The organism is Sphaerisporangium sp. NPDC049457 (genome assembly GCF_055586705.1).
The window spans coordinates 44,901-65,586 of record NZ_JBVJHR010000013.1 but is presented as its reverse complement, the minus strand read 5'-3'; the positions used below and the strand labels follow the sequence as shown (position 1 = coordinate 65,586).

18 protein-coding genes are annotated in these 20,686 nt (G+C 70.4%); 13 read left to right on the top strand and 5 right to left on the bottom strand.

Going from position 1 to position 20,686, the window contains the following annotated elements; all coding sequences use genetic code 11:
• Window positions 1-229 precede the first annotated feature (229 nt).
• From ACZ6QO_RS21100 to ACZ6QO_RS21080, 5 genes are all read left to right on the top strand, one after another.
• Entirely contained in the window at window positions 230-1,492 is a 1,263-nt protein-coding gene (locus ACZ6QO_RS21100) for a cation:proton antiporter (RefSeq protein WP_465853002.1), read from the top strand.
• A gap of 79 nt (window positions 1,493-1,571) precedes the next feature.
• The gene (locus tag ACZ6QO_RS21095) at window positions 1,572-2,522 is read left to right on the top strand and encodes an alpha/beta fold hydrolase (RefSeq protein WP_465853000.1); all 951 of its coding nucleotides are present in this window, start codon (window positions 1,572-1,574) and stop codon (window positions 2,520-2,522) included.
• Between the two features lie 204 nt (window positions 2,523-2,726).
• Window positions 2,727-3,002, top strand: coding sequence for a hypothetical protein (locus ACZ6QO_RS21090; protein WP_465852999.1), 276 nt, complete (start codon window positions 2,727-2,729; stop codon window positions 3,000-3,002).
• Window positions 3,003-3,193: 191 nt separating this feature from the next.
• Complete coding sequence (locus ACZ6QO_RS21085) at window positions 3,194-3,574, top strand: STAS domain-containing protein (RefSeq protein ID WP_465852997.1); 381 nt, start codon at window positions 3,194-3,196, stop codon at window positions 3,572-3,574.
• 218 nt (window positions 3,575-3,792) lie between these two features.
• On the top strand, window positions 3,793-4,302 hold the full coding sequence (locus tag ACZ6QO_RS21080) for a MarR family winged helix-turn-helix transcriptional regulator (protein ID WP_465852995.1): 510 nt from the start codon (window positions 3,793-3,795) through the stop codon (window positions 4,300-4,302).
• Between the two features lie 84 nt (window positions 4,303-4,386).
• Here the strand turns inward: ACZ6QO_RS21080 and ACZ6QO_RS21075 are convergent, their stop codons facing one another.
• Both ACZ6QO_RS21075 and ACZ6QO_RS21070 read right to left on the bottom strand, forming a co-directional pair.
• Window positions 4,387-5,166, bottom strand: a complete 780-nt coding sequence (locus ACZ6QO_RS21075) for an ABC transporter permease (RefSeq protein WP_465852994.1) — start codon at window positions 5,164-5,166, stop codon at window positions 4,387-4,389.
• On the bottom strand, window positions 5,159-6,079 hold the full coding sequence (locus ACZ6QO_RS21070) for an ABC transporter ATP-binding protein (RefSeq protein WP_465852992.1): 921 nt from the start codon (window positions 6,077-6,079) through the stop codon (window positions 5,159-5,161). The genes ACZ6QO_RS21075 and ACZ6QO_RS21070 overlap by 8 nt, the downstream gene beginning before the upstream one ends.
• Before the next feature lie 120 nt (window positions 6,080-6,199).
• Between ACZ6QO_RS21070 and ACZ6QO_RS21065 the strand changes: the two genes are divergently transcribed.
• Together ACZ6QO_RS21065 and ACZ6QO_RS21060 are read left to right on the top strand one after the other, a co-directional pair.
• Complete coding sequence (locus tag ACZ6QO_RS21065) at window positions 6,200-6,820, top strand: TetR/AcrR family transcriptional regulator (RefSeq protein WP_465852990.1); 621 nt, start codon at window positions 6,200-6,202, stop codon at window positions 6,818-6,820.
• Complete coding sequence (locus ACZ6QO_RS21060) at window positions 6,820-8,109, top strand: glycosyltransferase (protein WP_465852988.1); 1,290 nt, start codon at window positions 6,820-6,822, stop codon at window positions 8,107-8,109. The genes ACZ6QO_RS21065 and ACZ6QO_RS21060 overlap by 1 nt, the downstream gene beginning before the upstream one ends.
• 151 nt (window positions 8,110-8,260) lie before the next feature.
• Here the strand turns inward: ACZ6QO_RS21060 and ACZ6QO_RS21055 are convergent, their stop codons facing one another.
• Window positions 8,261-9,487, bottom strand: a complete 1,227-nt coding sequence (locus ACZ6QO_RS21055; protein WP_465852987.1) for an acyl-CoA dehydrogenase family protein — start codon at window positions 9,485-9,487, stop codon at window positions 8,261-8,263.
• Window positions 9,488-9,905: 418 nt separating this feature from the next.
• Window positions 9,906-11,321, bottom strand: coding sequence for an LVIVD repeat-containing protein (locus ACZ6QO_RS21050; protein ID WP_465853340.1), 1,416 nt, complete (start codon window positions 11,319-11,321; stop codon window positions 9,906-9,908).
• 184 nt (window positions 11,322-11,505) lie between these two features.
• On the opposite strand from ACZ6QO_RS21050, the gene ACZ6QO_RS21045 reads away from it, so the two are divergent.
• Both ACZ6QO_RS21045 and ACZ6QO_RS21040 read left to right on the top strand, forming a co-directional pair.
• Window positions 11,506-12,138 carry a DUF305 domain-containing protein gene (locus ACZ6QO_RS21045; protein WP_465852986.1) on the top strand — a complete coding sequence of 211 codons (633 nt, stop codon included), beginning with the start codon at window positions 11,506-11,508 and terminating at the stop codon, window positions 12,136-12,138.
• Window positions 12,139-12,391: 253 nt separating this feature from the next.
• Window positions 12,392-13,435, top strand: coding sequence for a nitronate monooxygenase (locus tag ACZ6QO_RS21040; protein ID WP_465852984.1), 1,044 nt, complete (start codon window positions 12,392-12,394; stop codon window positions 13,433-13,435).
• 153 nt (window positions 13,436-13,588) lie between these two features.
• On the opposite strand, the gene ACZ6QO_RS21035 is transcribed toward ACZ6QO_RS21040, so the two are convergent.
• Window positions 13,589-14,341, bottom strand: a complete 753-nt coding sequence (locus ACZ6QO_RS21035; protein WP_465852983.1) for a sulfite exporter TauE/SafE family protein — start codon at window positions 14,339-14,341, stop codon at window positions 13,589-13,591.
• 433 nt (window positions 14,342-14,774) lie between these two features.
• Between ACZ6QO_RS21035 and ACZ6QO_RS21030 the strand changes: the two genes are divergently transcribed.
• From ACZ6QO_RS21030 to ACZ6QO_RS21015, 4 genes are all read left to right on the top strand, one after another.
• Window positions 14,775-15,101: a hypothetical protein gene (locus tag ACZ6QO_RS21030; RefSeq protein ID WP_465852982.1), complete on the top strand. Its 327-nt coding sequence runs from the start codon at window positions 14,775-14,777 to the stop codon at window positions 15,099-15,101.
• Window positions 15,102-17,038: 1,937 nt separating this feature from the next.
• A complete protein-coding gene (locus tag ACZ6QO_RS21025; RefSeq protein ID WP_465852981.1) occupies window positions 17,039-17,473 on the top strand; it encodes a hypothetical protein in 435 nt (144 codons plus the stop codon).
• A 284-nt stretch (window positions 17,474-17,757) separates the two neighbouring features.
• Entirely contained in the window at window positions 17,758-19,290 is a 1,533-nt protein-coding gene (locus ACZ6QO_RS21020; protein WP_465852979.1) for a glycoside hydrolase family 53 protein, read from the top strand.
• A gap of 281 nt (window positions 19,291-19,571) precedes the next feature.
• Window positions 19,572-20,477 carry a class I SAM-dependent methyltransferase gene (locus ACZ6QO_RS21015; protein WP_465852977.1) on the top strand — a complete coding sequence of 302 codons (906 nt, stop codon included), beginning with the start codon at window positions 19,572-19,574 and terminating at the stop codon, window positions 20,475-20,477.
• Window positions 20,478-20,686 lie beyond the last annotated feature (209 nt).

Sequence of the window (20,686 nt, the reverse complement as noted above, 5' to 3'; positions counted from 1 at the left end):
CTGTAGGCCACTCCTTCCACATGCGCAACCATTGGTTGCTCTAGGCCTGATGAAACGCACGGCGGACTCGGGCACGTCCCGCCCGCCGGGCACGAGGCACCGCACACGATGACCCGACCGGTCACCGATGAGCGCCTTGGAGTGACTTGACCTGTTACGGTGATCGTGGTGCGCCGGGAAGTCTGGTCGGCAATGTCGTCGATGTCGATCCAGATGAGAGGACCACCTGATGGATGCGCTGCTGCTCGCGTTCGCGGGCATGCTTCTGCTGGCCGTTCTGCTGTCCAGCCTGGCAAATCGCACGATCCTGTCCACCGCGGCGTTGTTCCTGGTGGCCGGGTTCGCGCTCGGTGACGGCGCGCTCGGCGTGGTGTCGCTGGCTCCCGATGACGAGTTGGTTGGAACCCTGGCGGAGCTGGCACTGTTCGCGGTGCTGTTCACCGACGGCATGCGGGTCGGCTGGGTGGAACTGCGCGGCGCCTGGCGGCTGCCGGGCCGGGCGCTGGGCTGGGGCCTGCCGCTGACGCTGGTGGTCACCGCGGTGGCCGCGCACTACCTGGTCGGACTGGGGTGGTTCGAGTCGCTGCTGGTGGGTGCGATCCTGGCGCCCACCGACCCTGTCTTCGCCGCGGCGCTGGTCGGGAACGAGAAGGTGCCGCCCCGGCTGCGTCAGCTCCTCAATGTCGAGTCCGGTGTCAACGACGGCCTCGCCCTGCCGTTCGTGATGTTGTTTCTCGCCGTCGCCGCCGGGTCGAAGGATCTGCATCTGGCCGAACTCGGTCTCGAGCTCGGCATGGGTGTCCTGATCGGGGTGGCGGTGCCATGGCTGGCGATCAAGCTGGAGCGCACCCGCTGGTTCTCGGCCTCCACCGCGTACGAGCCGCTCAACGCTCTGGCGATCGGCCTGCTGGTGCTGGCGCTGGGCAAGGTCACGCACGGCAACCTGTTCCTGGCCGCCTTCTCGGCCGGGATCACGGTGGCCACCTTCGGCCGCCGGCAGCGAGAGTCGTTCGAGCACTTCGGGGAGCTGATCGCCGAGTTGTTCAAGCTGGCGGCGCTGCTGGTGTTCGGCGCGCTCATCAGCGTGCCCCTGCTGGGGTCGGTCGGCTGGACCGGCTGGCTGTTCGCCATCTTGGCGTTGGCACTGGCCCGACCGCTGGCGATCTGGATCTCCTTCCTCGGGTCGGGACTTACCGTGCGCGAGCAGGCTGCGGTGGCGTGGTTCGGCCCCAAGGGTTTCGCCTCGGTGGTCTATGCCCTGGTCGTGCTCGCCTCCGGCATCGCGGCCTCCCAGCAGGTCTTCCAGCTGGTCGCCGTCACCATCGTGCTCTCAATCCTGCTTCACTCGTCCACTGACGTCGTGGTGGCCCGCTGGTTCGACGATGAGCGCGACATGCCTGCCTGGTACGACGCCGCCCGTCGCCTCCGCGGCGCCGTCAAGGCGAAAGCCGAGCCGACGTCGTCAGAAGCGCTCCCCGAACGGGAGGGCTGAGCCGGCTCCGGCCGCACCACAGCGCTCCCACGCTCTCTGGCTCAGGGGCGCCGGCAACGCCCCTGCCGTCCTCGTACGAATGCCGCCCAAGCCGAGCGACCTGCCGGACCGCGCTTTGTCCTATCGCTTTGTCCTATTCACTGAAGGAGTCACCACGGTGTCCACTCCCCACGCAGCCTTCTCGGAACGAGCCACCGTCGTCGCGCGACTGCCGGCGGGCCCGGTCGAGTACCGGCTGGAAGGCGACGGGGACAGGACTGTCGTGATGTTCCACGGCGGCCACACGCGGGCGGGACTGGCGCTGGGCGAAAAGGTATTCAGCGACGCCGGTTTCACGGTGCTGGCACCCTCCCGCCCAGGTTACGGGCGGACGCCCCTGACCACGGGCACCACGCCGACCGGCTTCGCCGACGCCACCTCCCAGCTCTGCCGGGCATTGGGCATCGAACGCCTCGCCGCCGTCGTGGGCGTCTCGGCCGGCGGGCGCACCGCGCTGACCATGGCCGCTCGCCACCCGCAACTGGTCGAGCGCGTCATCCTGCAAAGCGCGGTGGGATTCCTGCCCTGGCCCGACCGGCTGACCCGGCTGGGCGGCCGGGTCGTCTTCAACGCCCGGGTGGAGGCCGGCACCTGGGCGATCATGCGGTCACTGGTCCGAACCGCCCCGTCCCTGGGGCTGCGCCTGCTCCTCCGTAACCTGTCAGTCCTTCCGGCGCGCCAGGTCCTGGCAGGCATGTCCACCGCCGAGCAGGCCGCCCTGACCGGATTGTTCACCATGATGCGCTCGGGCCGCGGCTTCGTCGCCGACATGCTCCCTGTGCCGGACTGCGCCTCACAGGTCCGCCAGCCCGCACTGGTCATCGCGACCCGTCACGACCGGTCCGTGCCCTTCGCCCATGCCGAGTCGCTGGCCTCGGCGATGCCGCACGCCGAACTGGTCGACAACCGGGCCGACAGTCACCTGATCTGGTTCGGCCCCGACTATCCCCGCATCGCCGCGAAAATCCGTGATTTCCTCGCCGCAACCTGAGGGCGGTTACCGCTTCTCGGCGTACACGAAGCGCTCGAGGCCGGACACCGGCAGCTGCCCCGTCGAGCCTCCCCGGCCGTTCTGACCGAGGTTCGACAGGCCGAACGCCGCGTGCAAGGCCAAGGTCCCTGCTGTTACGGTGGACACCTGGTGTGCCGGGAAGTCTGGTCGGCGGTCCTATCGTCGATCTTCTCGGAGGCATCGGTGGCCCCGCTCATGCACGAGCCGGTCAGCCCCACCCTGCCCACCACCTCCGCGTGCGTGCTCCTGATCGCCATGCCGCTCGCGAGTCCGGCGAATCCTGCGGTCGTGTCGATGGCGCGCCGAGTACTTTTCGTGGTCACCGGCGCATTGTCGATCCTGCCGCGCTGCTCCATCCACATCGTCCTGGCACGCCGGTCCGGCAAGGAGCAAGACCTACCGGCCTGGTGCCGAGTCGGTCATGGCTACCACATGAAGGCAGGTGGAGCCGCCATCTGACGCCCTCCCTCCGGGGCACCGCGTCCTCACGGCACTCGCCGTGCTCTGTCAGCGGGCCACGAAGGTCGCATCAGCCGCCCCACCTTTTTGCACAGTGCAATGGTTCGGCACCGCCCGCGGCGCCTGACGAACTGAGTGCAGCCCGTGCCAGATCCGTACACCGATGCCAGAGCCCGACACAGAGGATTTCCATGGAGCAGACAGATCACGACAACCTGGGGACGTTCTCCATCGTCACACGGGCAGAAGAGGACCTTGTGGTCGTAGAGATCATCGGCGAACTGGACATGGCCACGTCCCCAGGTCTGCGAACACGCCTGGCCGACACCATGGCCTCCGCCAGTCCTCCGCGCATCGCCGTCGACGCCCGCAGTCTCACCTTCTGCGACTCGACCGGTCTCAGCGTCCTCGCCGCGGCACATCAGTCCGTGCGGACTCTCGGAGGACGGCTCGCGCTCACAGGGGTGACCACCCCCTTCGCCCGGGTGCTGACCATCACAGGACTGGACACGTTGTTCACCATCGTGCCCACCTTGGACGACGCCCGTCGATATGTGCGCGGAAGAAGCTGACACGATGCGCTGTCGAGGGTGACCCGGCCACCGGAAGGAGCCGGGGCGGGACCACGCCGGCATGCCGGGAAGAACCTGGTGCGTGATCGGCCGCTGCCGGCGTGCCGAGGGCTCCGCGAAGGCCGCGCACGCGGCCCGCTGGAGTATGGATCTCGAAGCGCGCGGAGGTCGGGCCCGGGTGGCAGGATAATCACGGGCATGGGGAGAAGAAGGCGGCCGTGAGCAGGGCCGAGGACGCCACAGGCACAACCGGCGATGACCTGGAAGCCGTCACCTCCGCCGTGGTGACCGCTTCGCGTCTGCTCGTCGCCATCTCGGCACGATCGCTGGTCGCGGTGGAGGACAGGGTCACCCTGCCGCAGTTCCGCATGCTGGTGGTGCTGGGACGAGGCCAGGCGAAACTGGTCACGCTGGCCGAGCGTCTGAGTGTGAATCCCTCGACCGCGATGCGCATGGCCGACCGCCTGACGGCGGCCGGGCTGATCAGCCGGGAGATCAACCCCGACAACCGGCGGGAGACGATCATGCGCCTGACCCGGGAGGGCCGCCGCATCGTCGAGGACGTCACCGCCCACCGCCATGCCGAGATCAGCGCCATCCTCGCGAAGATGACCGTCGACCAGCGACAGGCGCTCATCGCAGCCATGAAGGCGTTCAACGAAGCCGGTGGTGAACCCCCGGCACGCGGCTCCTTCCCCCTGGGCTGGCCGGACGACCCCCCGTCCTGACCGGCGAACGGCGTCCCCTCGCCACTCGGTCCAGGCGTTCCGCGGCAACGAGTCCGGTGTCGCGTCGCGTCGCGCTTCGGTCGGTCACCGCGCGTGATCGGCGGCGCGCCACCAGAAGGTCGTCGCCAGGACGCCCGCCGCGCCGGTGGCCAGGACGAGTACGAAGCCGAGCGTGCCAGGCGGGTCGCCGCCGGGTCCGGCGAGGCCCGCGTACAGGCCGGGGACCGACCAGGGAAAGTACCGTCCGAAGCCGAGCGCGGCGATGACCTGGGCGCAGAACAGCATGACGAACATGGCACCGACGGCGGCCAGGTAGCCGCGCCCGACGCTGGCGGCCAGCGACAGCGGCGTGGTGAGCAGCATGGTCAGCGTCCCGGTGACCACGATGCGCACGATGCCGTCCACCAGGACCTGGGCGGACCATCCGCGCAGAGCGAGCACCGCGCCGCCGACCAGGCCGAGAAGGACGACCAGCACGGCCAGCAACACGGCCCACACGGCGACGACGGCGAACTTGGCGAGCACGATCGCGGTACGCGAGGTGGGCAGGGCGAGCAGGTCCTTGGCGGTGCGGTCGCTGAACTCGCGGCCGAACAGCCAGATGGCGCTGACCCCGTAGACGAGCATGCCGCCGACGCCGACGGCCTGAGCCAGCAACCCGAAGTAACCGGGCCAGTCGGCGACGGCCCCGCTGAGCTGTGCCTTGTCGCCGAGCAGTCCCAGCGACCGGGCTCGCGCCGGGTCCTGGAGGACGAACATGAAGAACCCGCACACCACGGCGACCACGGCGAAACCGGTGGCGGTGAGCCAAGGCAGGTGGCTGCGCCGCACCTTGAGCAGCTCCGCCCACAGGGCGTCACGCATCGCCGTCTCCGACCATCCGCATGAAGTAGTTCTCCAACGTCTCCTCCTCGACCACCAGCCGGGTGGGCGGGCAGCCCGCCCGCACGAGCAAGGTGGCGATCTCGTCGGGCCGGGCGATCGCCCGCTCACCGGTCAGGGCGAGGTCGGGGCCCGGACGGTGCCCATCGGCCTCCAGAACGGCACGGGCCCTGGCATCATCGCGGGTCGAAACGAGCAGTCGGCGGCGCACCCGCCGGTCCAGCCCGTCGGTGGCCAGCTCTTCCAGCAGCCGGCCATGGTGGATGATGCCCACCCGCGTGGCCACCTGGGCCACCTCGGCCAGCAAGTGGCTGGACAGGAACACCGTGACGCCGTGCTCACGAGCCAGGCCGACCAGCAGGTCGCGCACCTCCACGACACCCGCCGGGTCCAGGCCGTTGACGGGCTCGTCCAGGACGAGCAGGTCGGGACGATGGATGAGCGCCTTGGCCAGGGCCAGGCGCTGAAGGTTGCCCATGGAAAGGGCGCGGGCGCGGCGAGCGGCGTACGGCGTGAGCGCCAGGCGGTCGATGACCTCCTCCGCCGAACCCGGCAGGCGACGCAGTCGCCTGACGACCTCGAGGTTCTCCCACACGGTCAGCTCGGGGTAGGCCGCCGGGCCTTCGACCAGGTAGCCGACCCGCGACCACACCGACGACAGGCCCGCGGCGCGCGACTTCCCGCTGTCCGGTCCACGGTCTTCTCCTTGCCGACCGGCTATGGCGGTGTCCAGCACACGGACCGAACCGGCCGTGGGGGCGATCATGCCCAGCAGCATGCGGATCAGCGTCGTCTTACCGGCTCCGTTGAGCCCGAGCAGAGCGTAGATCTCACCTCGCCGCACCTGGAGCGCGACCTCGTTCACGGCGACGACATCGCCGTAGCGCTTGGTCACGCCTGAAATCTCGATGGCGAACACCGGTCCACTCTCTCGTAGATCGATGACTCCCAGTAGACCTATCGGCGCGGTCCAGGCTCTTCCCAGCTGGCTGAACAAATGTTTAGTATGCTGTTCATGCGTTCAGAAAGCGATCTCACCGCCAAGGCGCGCATCCGGGACGCCGCACTGGCGCGGTTCGGCGCCGAAGGGATCAACCGGGTCAGCGTACGGGCGATCGCCGAGGATGCCGGGGTGTCACCCGCGCTGGTCCTGCACCACTACGGGTCCAAAGACGGTCTGCGCCGGGCATGCGACCAACACGTCGTGGCGATGATGCGCGGCACCGGCGACGATCTCCTCGACGACACCGCCGGCCTGGCGGCCATGCTGGAGGCCGCCGCCCCCGCGCGCCGCTACCTGGCCCGGGCCTTCCTTGACGGCTCGCCGGACGCCGCCGCGCTGTTCGACGAGATCGTCGAGCTGACCGGCCGCTGGCTTGAGCAGGGTGAACGCGAAGGTTCGGTGCGCCCGGCAGCCGACCCTCGGGCACGGGCGGCGCTGTACGTCACCTGGCTGCTCGCGCCGCTCACCTTCGCCGAGCACCTGTCCCGGGTGCTCGGTGTCGAAGACCTGCACGACACCGACGCGACGCTGCGGTACTCCCGTACGGCGATCGAAATGTTCACTCACGGCATGTTCACCAACGAGCGCGCCCTGACCGCCTGGGACGCCGTCGACAAGACCAGGCGGGCGTGATGAAAGTACTGATCCTCACCCACGGCACCCGGGGCGACGTCCAGCCGTACGCCGCCCTGGCCCTGGCGCTGAACCGGGCCGGCCACCAAAGCGTGCTGGCCGCGCCCGCCGCCTCCGCCGCCCTCGCCGAGCCGCACGGCATCCGCTTCTTCCCCGTGCACGACGGTCCGAACACGCTCATGGACGACCCGGAGATTCGGGAGGCCATGGAGACCAACTACCGCGGCCTGCGGGGGAAGAAGGTCGCGCTGCAGGTCATGCGTGCCAGCAAGCCGTTGATGGCCAAGGTGTTCGACGACATGGCCACCGCCGCGGAAGGCGGCGCCGACGTGGTGGTGCACGCGCCCGGCGTCCCGGGACACCACTTCGCCGAAGCGCTCGGAGTGCCCGCCATCCTCGCGGCGCTGCAACCGGTCTGGGTCCCGACAGCGGCCTTCCGCAACCCCATGCTGCCCGTGCCACTGCCCCGTGCGCTCAACCGCGCTTCCTACCTGCCGATCAAACTCCTGCTGCGCTCATTCGGCGGCATCGTCGACAAGCTGCGCAACGACCGGCTTCACCTGCCGCGGCGACACGGCCGCCACGACATCCTGCGCCGCCCCGACGGCCGCCCGGCCACCGTGCTTCACGCCTTCAGCCGCCACGTACTGCCCCCCGGGCTCGACTACCCCGCGCACGTCCACACCACCGGCTTCTGGTTCCTTCCCGCCGCTCCGGGCTGGACGCCCTCTCCGGAACTCGCCGCCTTCCTGCAAGACGGGGATCCGCCGGTCTACATCGGGTTCGGCAGCATGGCGGGCACCGATCCGGCCAGGGTCGGCCGCGTGGTCACCGAGGCCCTGCGTACCGCCGGCGTCCGTGCCGTGCTGGCCGTCGGCTGGGGCGGCATGCGCGTCGACGACCGGACCGAAAAAGTGTTCATGCTGGACCAGGCGCCGCACGACTGGCTGTTCCCCCAGATGGCCGCCGTCGTCCACCACGGCGGCAGTGGCACCACCGGCGCGGCGCTCGCCGCGGCCCGCCCGCAGGTCGTCTGTCCCTTCGTCGCCGACCAGCCGTTCTGGGCCGCCCGCCTGCACGCTGCCGGGGTGGCCCCCGCTCCCCTGCCGCAACGCCGCCTCACCCCGGAAGCCCTCGCCGCGGCCCTCCGTCAGGCTCTCGGCGACCACGACATGCGACGCGCAGCCGCCCGGCTGGGTGAGCGCATCCGCACCGAGGACGGGTGCGGCCAGGCCGTCAAGGTCGTTGAAGCGCAGGCCGCCGGGGGAGAGGCAGGGCCACGGATCTGAGAATCCGCGCCGAAGGCCCGGTGCAGACCGCGCACCTGATGCCCGGCTCACATGACCGCGTCCGACGGGCCGTCGACGACCGGCTGTTCCGTGCCCGCGCCGTGTCTGACGGAACAGGGGTCGATGCCGGGTGCTCGCCGGCGGGGCGGGGTCACTGAACCTGCAGGCCGGTGACTGCGCGGCCTATGAGAAGGCGTTGGATTTCGGAGGTGCCCTCGAAGATGGTGTAGATCTTGGCGTCGCGGTGGAAGCGTTCCACGGGGTGGTCGCGGGTGTAGCCGGCGCCGCCGAGGATCTGGATGGCCTGCTCGGTGACCCACACGGCCGTCTCGCCGGCGACGAGTTTGGACATCGAGCCCTCGGCCTGGTCGAAGGGGCGGCCGTTGCGGGCCATCCAGGCGGCGCGCCAGGTCATCAGGCGGGCGATGTCCACCCGCGTCGCCATGTCGGCGAGCAGGAACGCGACGGCCTGGTTCTGGCCGATCTTGCGGCCGAACTGCTCGCGCTCGCGGGCGTAGTCGCGGGCGTACTCGTAGGCCGCCCTCGCGATGCCGACCGCCATGGCGGCCACGGTGGGCCTGGTGGTCTCGAAGGTGCGCATGGCGGCCTGCTCACCGCTGCGGCCGCCCTCGCGCACGCGGGCCAGGCGCGCGTCGAGCCTGTCCTTCCCGCCCAGCAGGCAGCGGCCCGGGACGCGCACGTCGTCCAGGACGACCTCCGCGGTGTGCGAGGCGCGGATGCCGTGCTTCTTGAACTTCTGTCCCTGCGACAGCCCCCGGGCGCCCGGCGGGACGACGAAGGACGCCTGTCCACGGGTGCGGAGTTCGGGGTCGACGGAGGCCACGACGACGTGGACGTTGGCGATGCCGCCGTTGGTGGCCCAGGTCTTGACGCCGTTGAGCACCCATTCGTCCGTGGCCTCGTCGTACACGGCGCGGGTGCGGATGGAGCCGACATCGGAGCCGGCATCGGGTTCTGAGGCGCAGAAGGCGCCGAGCTTGACGTCATCGACGGTGCCGAACATCTGGGGCAGCCACTCCCCCATCTGCTCAGAGGTCCCGTTGGAGGCGAGCGCGGCGGCGGCCAGCCCGGTGCCGACGACGGAGAGCCCGATGCCGGCGTCGCCCCAGAAGATCTCCTCGAAGGCGACGGGAATGCCGAGGCCGCTCTTCTCGAACCACTGCTGGGCGAAGAAGTCGAGCGAGTACAGGCCGATCTTGGCGGCCTCCTGGATGACCGGCCAGGGGGTCTCTTCGCGCTCGTCCCATTCGGCGCCCGCGGGGCGGATCACGGTGGCGGAGAAGTCGTGAACCCAGTCGCGGACCTCGCGGAGGTCGGCGCTCAGCTCGGGACAGAAATCGCTCGCGCTCTCAGCCATCGTGACAACTCCTCAAAGGGGACGGGCCAGGCGATCGGCATCGCAGGGGATATGCCCACGACAGAGGATGTTACCAACGGTAACACGATAGCGCTGTCACCTTACCCCCGAGGGCCTGCCGCCGGGGGAGATCCGTCGCGAAGGCCGGACGGGGCAGGTTCGCTGGGAAGGTTCGCCGGGCAAGGCCGCCGAGGACGTTCGGCAGGGACGGTTCGCCGGTGGACGGTTCGCAGGTGGACGGTTCGCAGGTGGACGCGAAAGGACGGCCGGGGCGGGTGGGCCCGGGCCGTCCTCGGGTGAGAGCGTCCGTCCGCCGCGACGCCTGGGTGTGGGCGGCCGGCGGGTCGTCAAGCGGCGCGGCGGAAGGCCGGCGGGCGCGCGGGACGCTCGGCGGCGCCCCGCGCGTCAGGCCGGCCGGTCAGTCCTCGTCCGCGCTCCAGATCCAGTTGCCGTGGCCGCGCTCTCGGTACGAGCCCTGGGTCTGGGTGTTCAGACGGTCGACATGAACGCCCTTGGCGGGGTTGGTGCGCCAGTCGTTGATCTTGATGACGTCGAAGCCCCTGTTGAAGTCGCTGGCGTAGATGTAGCCGTTGTAGTAGTACGCCGACCAGAAGCCGCCCGAACCCTCGGCGGCCGGCCCGCGCTCGAAGTAGCCGATCTCAGCGGGGTGCGCCGAGTCGGTGAAGTCCCAGATCGAGGCGCCGCCCTGGTACCACGCCTGCACCATGATGTCGCGGCCCTTGACCGGGATCAGCGAGCCGTTGTGCGCGACGCAGTTCTCCGTGTCCGCCTGGTAGCGGGGAATCTTGAAGTAGTTCTTGAAGACCAGCCGGCCGTGGACGATGTCGTAGATCGCGTCCGCGCCGCGGTTGGGGCCGGTGGCCTCGTTGCAGGTGGCCGCGCCGCCGCCGCCGAGCTCGTCGGTGAACACGACCTTCGTGCCGGCGTTGTTGAAGGTGGCCGAGTGCCAGAAGGCGAAGTTCGGGTCGGTCACCCGCGCGGTCACCCTGGGGTTCTCCGGGTCCCTGATGTCGAACAGCACGCCGTCGCCCATGCAGGCGCCGGCCGCGATGCCCTTCTCCGCGTAGACCGTGATGTCGTGGCAGCCGCTGGTGGGCACGAGCAGGCCCGGCTGGGTCTCGTTGCCGCCGTCGGGGAACACGACCGGGGTGGCCACCACCGAGGCGGACACGGGGTCGCGCAGCGGCACCTTGACGATCGAGATCTTGTCGTGCGGCGGCTGGCAGTCGGGGTACTCGGCCCGCGGGGAGTACGACGAGACGTACAGGTACACGTTGCCGCGCCGCTTGTCGGGCAGCAGGGTGTGGGTGTGCGACCCGCAGTTGGTCTCGACGGACTTGATGTACCTGGGGTTGGCCTTGTCGCTCACGTCGAAGATGCGGATGCCCTCCCAGGACTCCTTCACCGATGCCGGCTGACCCGCGCTGTTGCAGGAGTCGTCCGTGCGCGAGGAGTCGACGGAGGCGAACAGCAGGTTCCCGTAGACCGACAGGTCCATCTGCGAGCCGGGACACACCACCGAGCTGACCACGGAGGCCTTCTTGGGGTTCCTGATGTCGTAGATGGAGAAGCCGCCATAGTTGCCGACATAGGCGTAGTCGCCCTGGAAGGCGATGTCGGTGTTGATGGTGGCGGCGATCGCGGCCGGTTTCGGAACGTTCGTAACATGCTGGACGTTCGGGCTCATGACGATCTGGTCAGTGCCCGGGATGTCCGCTGCCTGGGCGGGGATCGTCGCGAGCGCCATCGCCGCGATCGAACCCGTCAGGACGAGGAACCGGCCGATCAGGCCGCCTCTGCGGGGGGTGGACAACACCGCAGGAACCTCCTTGGTACTTTGTGCCGGCGGTGAATACGTTTGGGGAGATCATGTCCCAAACAAGGCGCTGTTGCCATAGTCCACTTTGTCAGCAAAGTATGCCAACATCCCATCTTTACCCCAAAGTTCGTGTTGGGTTAGGGTGCAGCCGCACAGCAAAGATCTTCTAGGAGGCCGGGTGCGCGTCGCGCTCCTCATCGCCGCCGGTATGGTCGCGCTCGCCGTGACCGGCTGCTCGGGAGGTTCCGCGACGCCGGTCGCGACCTCCACCGTCCCCGTCATCGTCCCCGGCAAGCCCGGCGAGGCCGCCAAGACGCTTCCTCCGGGCGCGACGGTCACCGCCGTCCCCTCACCCACGGCCAACGCCGCGGACGTCATCTTCATGCAGGACATGATCGTCCACCACCGGCAGGCGCTCGACATGAGCGCGCTGGCCGCCACGCGCGCCGCCTCCCCGGACGTCAAGCGCATCGCGGCGCGGATCTCCGACACCCAGGGCCCGGAGATCAACGCGATGACCCGATGGCTTCGGCAACAGGAACAGCGCGTCCCCGACCACCACACCGCGCACCGGGCCATGCCGGGCATGGCCACCGAGGAGCAACTCGCGGACCTCAAGGCCGCCTCCGGCGCCGGCTTCGACCGTCTCTACCTCCAGCTGATGGTCGCCCACCACCTGGGCGCCCTCACCATGGCCGCCGACGAGATGGAGAAGGGTTCGCACATCACCGTGCAGGAGCTGGCCGAGGACATCTCGGTCACCCAGACGGCCGAGATCCAGCGCATGCGCCGCATGCGACCCGGCGGATGAGCGCCCTGCGGATGAGGCCCAACCGATGAGCGTACGGCCGATGAGCGCCAGGCTCATGAGCGTCCGGCCGATGAGCGTCCGGCCGATGAGCGTCCGGCCGATGAGCGTCCGGCCGATGAGCGTCCGGCCGACGGGGCCGCGGCCGGCGCCGCGGAACAGGCGCGGGCCAGGACGCGGTCAAGACGGGCCGACGGCAACGGGTCTCTCCGGCGCGCCCGAGGAAGCGGCCGCGACCTGCGGTTAGAGTGATCCGGTGGATTTCACGGCTCTTGCCCTGCCGATCGTGCAGGCCCCGCTCGCCGGTGGCCCTTCCACGCCTGAGCTCGCCGCGGCGGTCTCCGTCGCGGGCGGGCTCGGCTTCCTGGCCGCCGGCTACCGCTCGGCGGAGGAGGTCCGCTCCGACATCGCCTCCGTCCGCGCGCGCACCGAGGCGCCGTTCGGCGTCAACCTGTTCGTCCCGTCCGCCGGCGAGGTCGACCGGGCGGCCGTCGGAGCCTACGCCGAGCGCCTGCGCGGTGAGTCCGAACGATACGGCGTGCCGCTCGGCGTGCCGGCGGACGACGACGACGGATGGCAGGACAAGCTCGCCGTCGTCATCGCCGAGCGGGTGCCGGTGGTGTCGTTCACCTTCGGGCTGCCCGCACGCGAGGTGATCGAGCAGGTGCGCGTGGCCGGGACCCTGGTCCTGGTGACGATCACCAGCCCCGAGGAGGCGGCCGCCGCGCACGACGCCGGCGCCGACGCGCTGGTGGCCCAGGGCATCGAGGCCGGCGGGCACCGGGGCGGCTTCACCGACGACGGCGGTGACTACGGCCTGCTCGCGCTTCTGCGGCTCTGCCTGCGCGCCACGCCGCTGCCCGTGGTCGCCGCCGGGGGCATCGCCGACGGCGCCGGCATCGCGGCGGTGCTGGCGGCGGGCGCCGTCGCCGCCCAGCTCGGCACCGCCTTCCTGCGCACCCCGGAGGCCGGCACGAGCCCCGTCCACCGCGAGGCGCTGGGCGCCTACGAGCGCACGGCCGTCACCAGGGCGTTCACCGGAAGGTCGGCCCGCGGGCTGGTCAACCGCTTCCTCGAAGAGCACACCGCCGAGGCGCCCTCGGCCTACCCGCACGTCCACCATCTGACGGCACCCCTGCGGGCGGCGGCGAGGAAGGCCGGCGACGCCGGCGCCGTCAACCTGTGGGCGGGTCAGATGTTCCCGTTCGCCGAGGAGGTCCCCGCAGCGGAACTCGTACGCAGGCTCGCCTCGGAGGCCGAGGAGGCGCTCAAGCGCGCCGGCCGCCGCTCCTTCGGCTGAGGAGCTCCGCCGCCCGGCCGCCGAGGCCACCTAAGTAGGCGCACGGTCCTGCCCGGCGGCACAGCTCGTCCGGCGGCACGGCCCGTCCAGTAACACGGCCCGTCCAGTAACACGGCCCGTCCAGCGGCACGGTCCGTCCGACGGCAGGCGAGGTCAGCGGTAGGCGTCCAGGGCCAGTTTGGCCGCGACGAGCAGGCCGCAGACGGCGGCCGCGTAGCGCAGGGTCCGGCCGGGTAGCCGGCGGGCCAGCGTGGGGCCCACCCGCCCGCCCAGCAGGAATCCCGCAGCGAGCGGCAGCGCGGCGGACCACTGCACCGGCCCGAACACGGCGAACCCGACCGCGGCGACGGCGTTCGCGAGGCCGGCCAGGATGTTCTTGATGGCGTTGATCCTGGCCGGCGCCTCCTGCAGCACGGACGCGAGCACGGCGAACATGAGGATGCCGCCGGCGGCCCCGAAGTACCCGACGTAGATGGCGACCATGAACACTCCGGCGCGCAGCAAGCGGCTCCCTCCCCCGCCGAGCGCGTCCACCACCCCGTCCGGCCGCGGCGGGCGGAGGAGCAGCAGCGAGGCTGCCGCGATGAGCCACGGCGCGATCGACTCGAACGTCCGGGCGGGCGTCACCAGCAGCAGCGCCGCCCCGACGACGCCCCCGGCCGCCGACATGCTCCCGAGTGGCAGCAGCCTGCCGCTCTGACCCGCGAGTTCCGGCCGGGACCCGGCGGCCGCGCCGAGGCCGGTGAACACCAGGGAGACGGTGTTGGTGACGTTCGCGGCCAGCGGCGACAAGCCGAACGCGAGCAGGGCCGGGTAGGAGACGACCGAGGCCAGGCTCACCACCGTGCTGACCACCCCGGCCACCAGCCCGACGGCCACCAGTCCCAGCGAGTTCGCGACGGTCACGGCCCAACCTAACCACGCCGCCCATGACCGGACGCCCCCGCCCCGGCGCACACCCATACCAGGGCCGTCGCGACCGGGACGGTGAGCACGTGGCGGTGAGAACGGGACGCCGGACGGTGGCGTCCCGGGCCTGAGAGCGCCCGGCTCCGTGGCGGGCTGTCCAGTGCCGATTGTGGCAGGAAACGGCCACGCGGCGGCAGCTTACTGCCTTTCATCTCCCTGGCCCGCAGCCCGGAAAAAGCGCAGAGTTGGTGGTGCGAGAAAGAACCCACGACGAAGAGGAAAAGGAACCGGAAATGAAGAGCGACACCCCATTTCCCGCGAGCGGATCACCCGCCTCGCCGCTCTGCCGAGGACGCGCTCCCCGTCTCGCCGCCTCTGTCCAATCGCCCGCCGTAGCGGGCACGACCTGCGGCTGAACGGAGGAGAAGCCATGCTGGTCGTGCTGACGATGCGCCCCGCCAGAGGTCGCAGAATGGACGCGACGGTCGACGGTGAACGACTGCTGTCGCTGCTGCCGAGGCAATGGGACAAGGAATTCAAGCAGGCCGCCGGTTTCGTCGCCATTCGCATTCAGACCGATGAGAACATCAGAACCGCGCAGATTCACGCGCAGGTGGTCTCCGTTCTGACTAATCCCGAACTCGGCCATTGGCGGCTGGTCTCCTACGAGACCCTGGTTCGCGACCACCACCCACCCCGGGCGACCGTGCCGGTGACGACGGCGCGAAGGGTGGACCAGCGTGCCCAATGGAACTGAGCCCGCACGCGGCCCGCCGCGCACACGGCACCGTCACCCCCACATCCCCCCGACGAAAGGGCCCCTGACCGGCACAACCCGGCAGCACCAACACGACCAACGGCAAGCAGACGACCGACACGACCGACACCCCGTGCGGAAGGCCGGGAACCGACCGCCCACCCACCCATCCATTCGCGAGAGGAGCCGGCCGCATTTCGCCCGGAACGACCGGAAGGAGACGAGTCAGAGCGCGGACAGCGTCGAGACAGCCGGTGCCGCGAGAACCTACCCCGCCCCCTACGGCCCTGAAAGGGGACGACCGAACCGCGAAAGCAATCCGTGAATCCTTCGCCCGAAAGGAGCCATGTCGAGCGACGAGACCAGGTCACCCCGCGAGGACAGGTGAGAACGGAGGACCCGCCCCACACCAAGCGAACGGCCGCACGACCGTCCCGATCGAAAGGAGACGGCCATGGCCGCCGCCCGCTCCCGAGGCGGCAACAGGAAGAACACCCTAGACGGACCATCAGCGAACGTTCGCCGGGTCGGGCACCGCACAACGGCGCCGACATCCCCGCACCACTCCCCACCGACCCGGCGCCAACCCCCACCCCCCAGCAAACAGCCCACACCCGAGGCCGACCTACCCAACACCTCCGGCAGACAGTCCACGCCCAGCGCCGACTCCCACCACCCGGCGAACGACCCACACCCAGCGCTGACCCATCCAACACACCCAGCGAACGGGCCGGACCGACGCCGACCCCACCACCCGGCGAACAACCCACATCCCGCGCCGACCTACCCAACACACCCCGCAAACAGGTCACGCCCGACGCCCACCTACCCAACACACCCGGCGAACCGGCCGCAGCCGGCGCTGACCCCTACCACCCAGCGAACTGCCCGTACTCGGCGCTGACCCGTCCGACACATCCGGTGAACAGGTTGCAGCCGGTGAGCACTCGCCTTTGCGGACGAGCAGCGTTTGGGGGGTCTCTATGGGCCTCTCTGACCTTGAACTGCCATCTATGACGAATGTGGTGAATGACGATGATTTTCACAGTTACCGATGAGAACCACTATCGCGGGGGAAGCGCCGTTATCCCCCGTGGCCGGCGCCTCAGGCGCCCTTGGCAGGCTCGTCACCGGTCGTCACGCGACGCGCGGCGACGGTGGGGCGGGCAGTCGCGCCTCTGGGCCAGGCACGGCCGGCTCTGGGCCCGTCACCCGCGCCTGTCCGCCAGGCGCTCACGATTCTGGGCCCGGCGCTCACGACTTCGGGCGCTCGTCAGCGCCGCCTTCCGCATCCGCCAGGCGCGCGGGCTGCGACGACCCGGCCGCTCACGCCGGCGTGCGCGCGCAGGCGCCGATCCCAGCGGGATACGGGGAGGACGGCGTGGTGATCCCCCGCGTACCGGACGGCGGTCGAGGCCGCCGAGTGAGCGGCGTACGACACGACGTCTCCACCAGCCCCCGGCGCCCGGCCGGTCAGGTTGGGCCGGCTGCCGATCTCGCGTCCGGTTCCTTGTGACCGACGCGGACGTGGTGACCTCCCGAGCGCCCGGCGACATCGGCCGGGCCGCCGGGACCACCCAGCGCGCCGCCCCCTTCCCTCGCCCGGTGCGACGCTTCGTCCCCCCTTGCTCGCTGTGAGGCTTCGTCTCCCTCTCCTGACGATGCTGCGCTTTTCTCGCCCGGTGTGATGCTCCGCCCGCTCTCGGTGGGCCTGCCCCCGGCGCGCCTGGCCGGTGAGAGGGCGGACGGTGAACGCGGCGCCGCTGTTCGGCGGGTGACCCGGTGAACGTTCGTGGTCGCGGCGCTAACGTACGAAGCCGGCGGGGCCCGCCGGCGTACTGAGCCATCGACGCCCCGGCCCGCCACCCGGGACCGGCGGCCATCCCAAGGCCGTCGACCAAGTCGGCGACGTTAGAGAAGAAGGGCGAAACGGGCACATGAACGACACCGCCGCTGCGGTCGCGAGCGCTATCGCCTTTCTGTGGCTGGGCATGGTCCTCGCCATCTCCTTCCTGGAGGCGCCGCTGAAGTTCCGCGCTCCCGGCGTGACCCTGCCGCTCGGCCTGGCCATCGGCCGGCTGGTGTTCCGGGCCCTGAACCGGGTCGAGCTGGCGCTGGCGGCGGCACTGGTCGTGGCGGGTGTGGCGGGCGGCCTCGTAGTGGTGCCGGCCGTCGCCGGGCTCGTCGCGGTGGCGGCGCTCGCCGTTCAGCTCGCCGGGGTGCGTCCGCGCCTGAACCGCCGCTCCGATCGCGTGCTGGCGGGCGAGGACGCGCCCCGGTCGCGGGCGCACCACGCCTACATCGCACTGGAGGCGGCCAAGGTCGCCGCTCTGCTCGTACTCGGCGTATCCCTCATAATCGCCTTGTCGTGACTGTCGCCCACTGCCGTGAACTGTCGTGCACTGTTGCGGAGCTTGCGGAACCATCCCGAACACCCGCCGGTGCGTCCGACAGAACCAGGCATCACGCGCATCTCCGCTCTAGCGCGCTCTGTGAACGTACACAGGTGGAAACGGCCCCCGGTTCGGGGCCACGCCTCTGACGTCGTCGTTAGCGACCGCGCTGACCTGACCGTTTCGCCATGTCTTCCCAAGAACGTCACCGCACATTACCGTGCACGTTCACAGAACCCCCTCCTTCCCTGACCGGAGGACCTATGAGAAGGACGATGGCGGCGATGCTGTGCGGCGCCGCGCTGCTGCTCCCGATGGCGGCGGTATCGCCCGCGCAGGCCGCGACGACGGTGACGAACGGAGGGTTCGAAACCGGCGGCACCGGGACGGCGAACCCGTACGGGTGGACCAGCACCGGCACGACCAGCGCCGACTACACCGAGACCGGCGGACGTTCCGGCACCTTCCGGCTCACCCACTGGTCGGCGGCGGCCTACACGGTGCGGACGTCGCAGACGCTCACCGGCCTGGCCCCCGGCCCCTACACCCTCAGCTTGTACGTCAGGAACGGCGGCGGGCAGGGGTCGGTGTACGCCGGCCTGGACAACTGCGGCGGCCCGTCCCGCAGAACGGCGTTGCCGGTCACGGCCGAGTGGCTGAAGATCGTCGTGTCCACCAGCGTCTCCGGCGGCTCCTGCACGGTCACTCTGTACTCCAGCGCCGCGGCCGGGAACTGGGCCAGCTTCGACGACGTCACCTTCGCCCCTGGCGCGAGCGCCCTGTCCATCAAGGGGGCGGACGTCTCCACCTTGGCCAAGTCCGAGGCGTACGGCGGCGTCTACTACGGGTCCGACGGCGTCAGACGGGACGCGCTGTCGTTGCTGAGTTCCTACGGCGCCAACTACGTGCGGTTGAAGGTGTGGGTGCGCCCGGCGGACGGCTTCAACGACAAGGCGCACGTGCTGGCCATGGCCCGGCGAGTGAAGGCCCTCGGCATGGGCCTGCTCGTCGACTTCCACTACTCCGACCGCTGGGCCGATCCCGGCCGGCAGGACAAGCCCGCGTCATGGGCGTCGCTGCCGTTCAACCAGCTCACGCAGGCGGTGTACGACCACACCTATGACGTGCTGAACGCGCTGAAGGCGCAGGGCACGACGGCGGACATGGCGCAGATCGGCAACGAGATCAACGACGGCATGCTGTGGGAGGACGGCCGGGCCTCGGCAAACTTCGGCAAGCTCGCGCAGTTGCTCAACGCGGGCTCCGACGCGGCCAAGGCCGTGTCGCCGTCGACGAAGGTCGTGATCCACCTGGCCGAGGGCGGCAACAGCTCGCTGTTCCGGTGGTTCTTCGACAACGTCAGGAACAACGGCGTGCGCTACGACGTCATCGGCGCCTCCTATTACCCGTACTGGCACGGCACCCTGGCCGCCATGCAGGCCAACGTCACCGACATCAGGTCCAGGTACGGCAAGCCCGTCTTCCTGGCCGAGACGGCCTACCCGTTCACCACGGGGAACGAGGACTCTGAGCCCAGCATCATCACCGCCGCCACCCCCTACCCCGGCTACCCTGCGACGCAGGCCGGCCAGGCGGCCATGTTCCGCGATGTTCTGAGCACCGCGCAGGCGGCGGGCGCGCTCGGCGCCTTCTACTGGGAGCCCACCTGGACGGCCGTCCCCGGGAACGGCTGGGATCCCGAGAACCCGTCCTCGGGCAACGGCTGGGAGAACCAGGCTCTGTTCGACTTCAACGACCGGCCTACCTCGGCCATCGCCGAGTTCGCCCATCAGTGATCCACGGCCGCGACGCCTGAGCAGCGGGCCGCCCCTGGAGGCCCGCCCGCTGTTCTCGCAGGGCGACGTGTTCCCGTAGCGACGTACGGGAACGACCGACCCGCCGGGCGTCGAGCGGAGGCGGCCGGGCCGCCGAGCAAGAGAAGCCGCCGTCGGCAGCTCGATCAGAGCGCCGGAGGCGGCTTTTCGCTGTTATAGTTATGAACAGTCGTTCATGAATGAGTGTTCATAACGTGCCGGGCGACGGGGCCCGGATGGATGGATGAAAGGGACGTGCAGGAATGACCTCGATCGTCAACACCCACCAGGCCGAGGCGTGGAACGGGTACGAGGGCGGCCACTGGGCCGACAACCACGACCGCTACGACGCCGTGAACAGCGGATTCAACGAGCCGCTGCTCCGCGCGGCCGCCATCGGCGAGCACGACCGCGTGCTGGACGTCGGCTGCGGAAACGGTCAGGTGACGCGGCTGGCCGCGCGGCGGGCGCGGCTCGGGCACGCCACCGGGCTCGACCTGTCGGCGCCGATGCTCCAGCGCGCACGGAGCCTCGCCGCCGCCGAAGGCGTGGAGAACGTGTCCTTCGAGCAGGGAGACGCCCAGGTGCACCCTTTCGCCGAGGGCGCCTTCGACGTGGCCGTCAGCCGCTTCGGCGTCATGTTCTTCGCCGATCCGGTGGCGGCGTTCGCCAACATCGGCCGCGCTCTGCGTCCTGGGGGGCGCGCCGCCTTCCTCGTCCTGCAGCGGATGGACCGCAACGACCTCGGCCGGGTCTTCGCCGCGCTACGTCCCCACCTCACCCCCTCGGGCGAGTCGCGGGATGCCGGCGCGTCGCGAGCGGTGGCCCAGGACGCTGGTGTCGCCGGGGGGCCCGGCGTCGCGGAAGGCGATCTCGGGCCTGACTCGCTCGCCGATCCGGGGCGGGTGCGGCGGATCTTCGACGCCGCCGGCTTCGCCGAGGTCGTCTGCACGCCCGTCGAGGCCTCACAGCTCTGGGGTGCCGACATCGAGGACGCGGCCGCGTTCCTCGGCGCCTGGGGTCCCGTACGTCACTGGCTCGGCCAGGTGGACGCGGCCGTGGCGGCTCGGGCCCGCCGGGCGATCGCCGAGGCGCTGGCCCCTTTCGAACGGGACGGCGCCGTCCGCCTCCGCGGCGCGGGCCTGCTGATCACCGCGACCCGTCCCTGACGCCCCCGGTTCACCGCGACCCATGCCTGACACGACCTCGGATCACCGCGTCCCCGTGCCGAACGCCACCTTGGTTCACCGCGACCTCGCGCCCGACACGACTTCGGATCACCGCGCTCCCATGCCGGACACGACCTTGGTTCATCGCGGCCTCGTGTCCGACGCGACGCACGGTCACCGCCGCGCTGCTGGTGACTTCGACGTGGTGC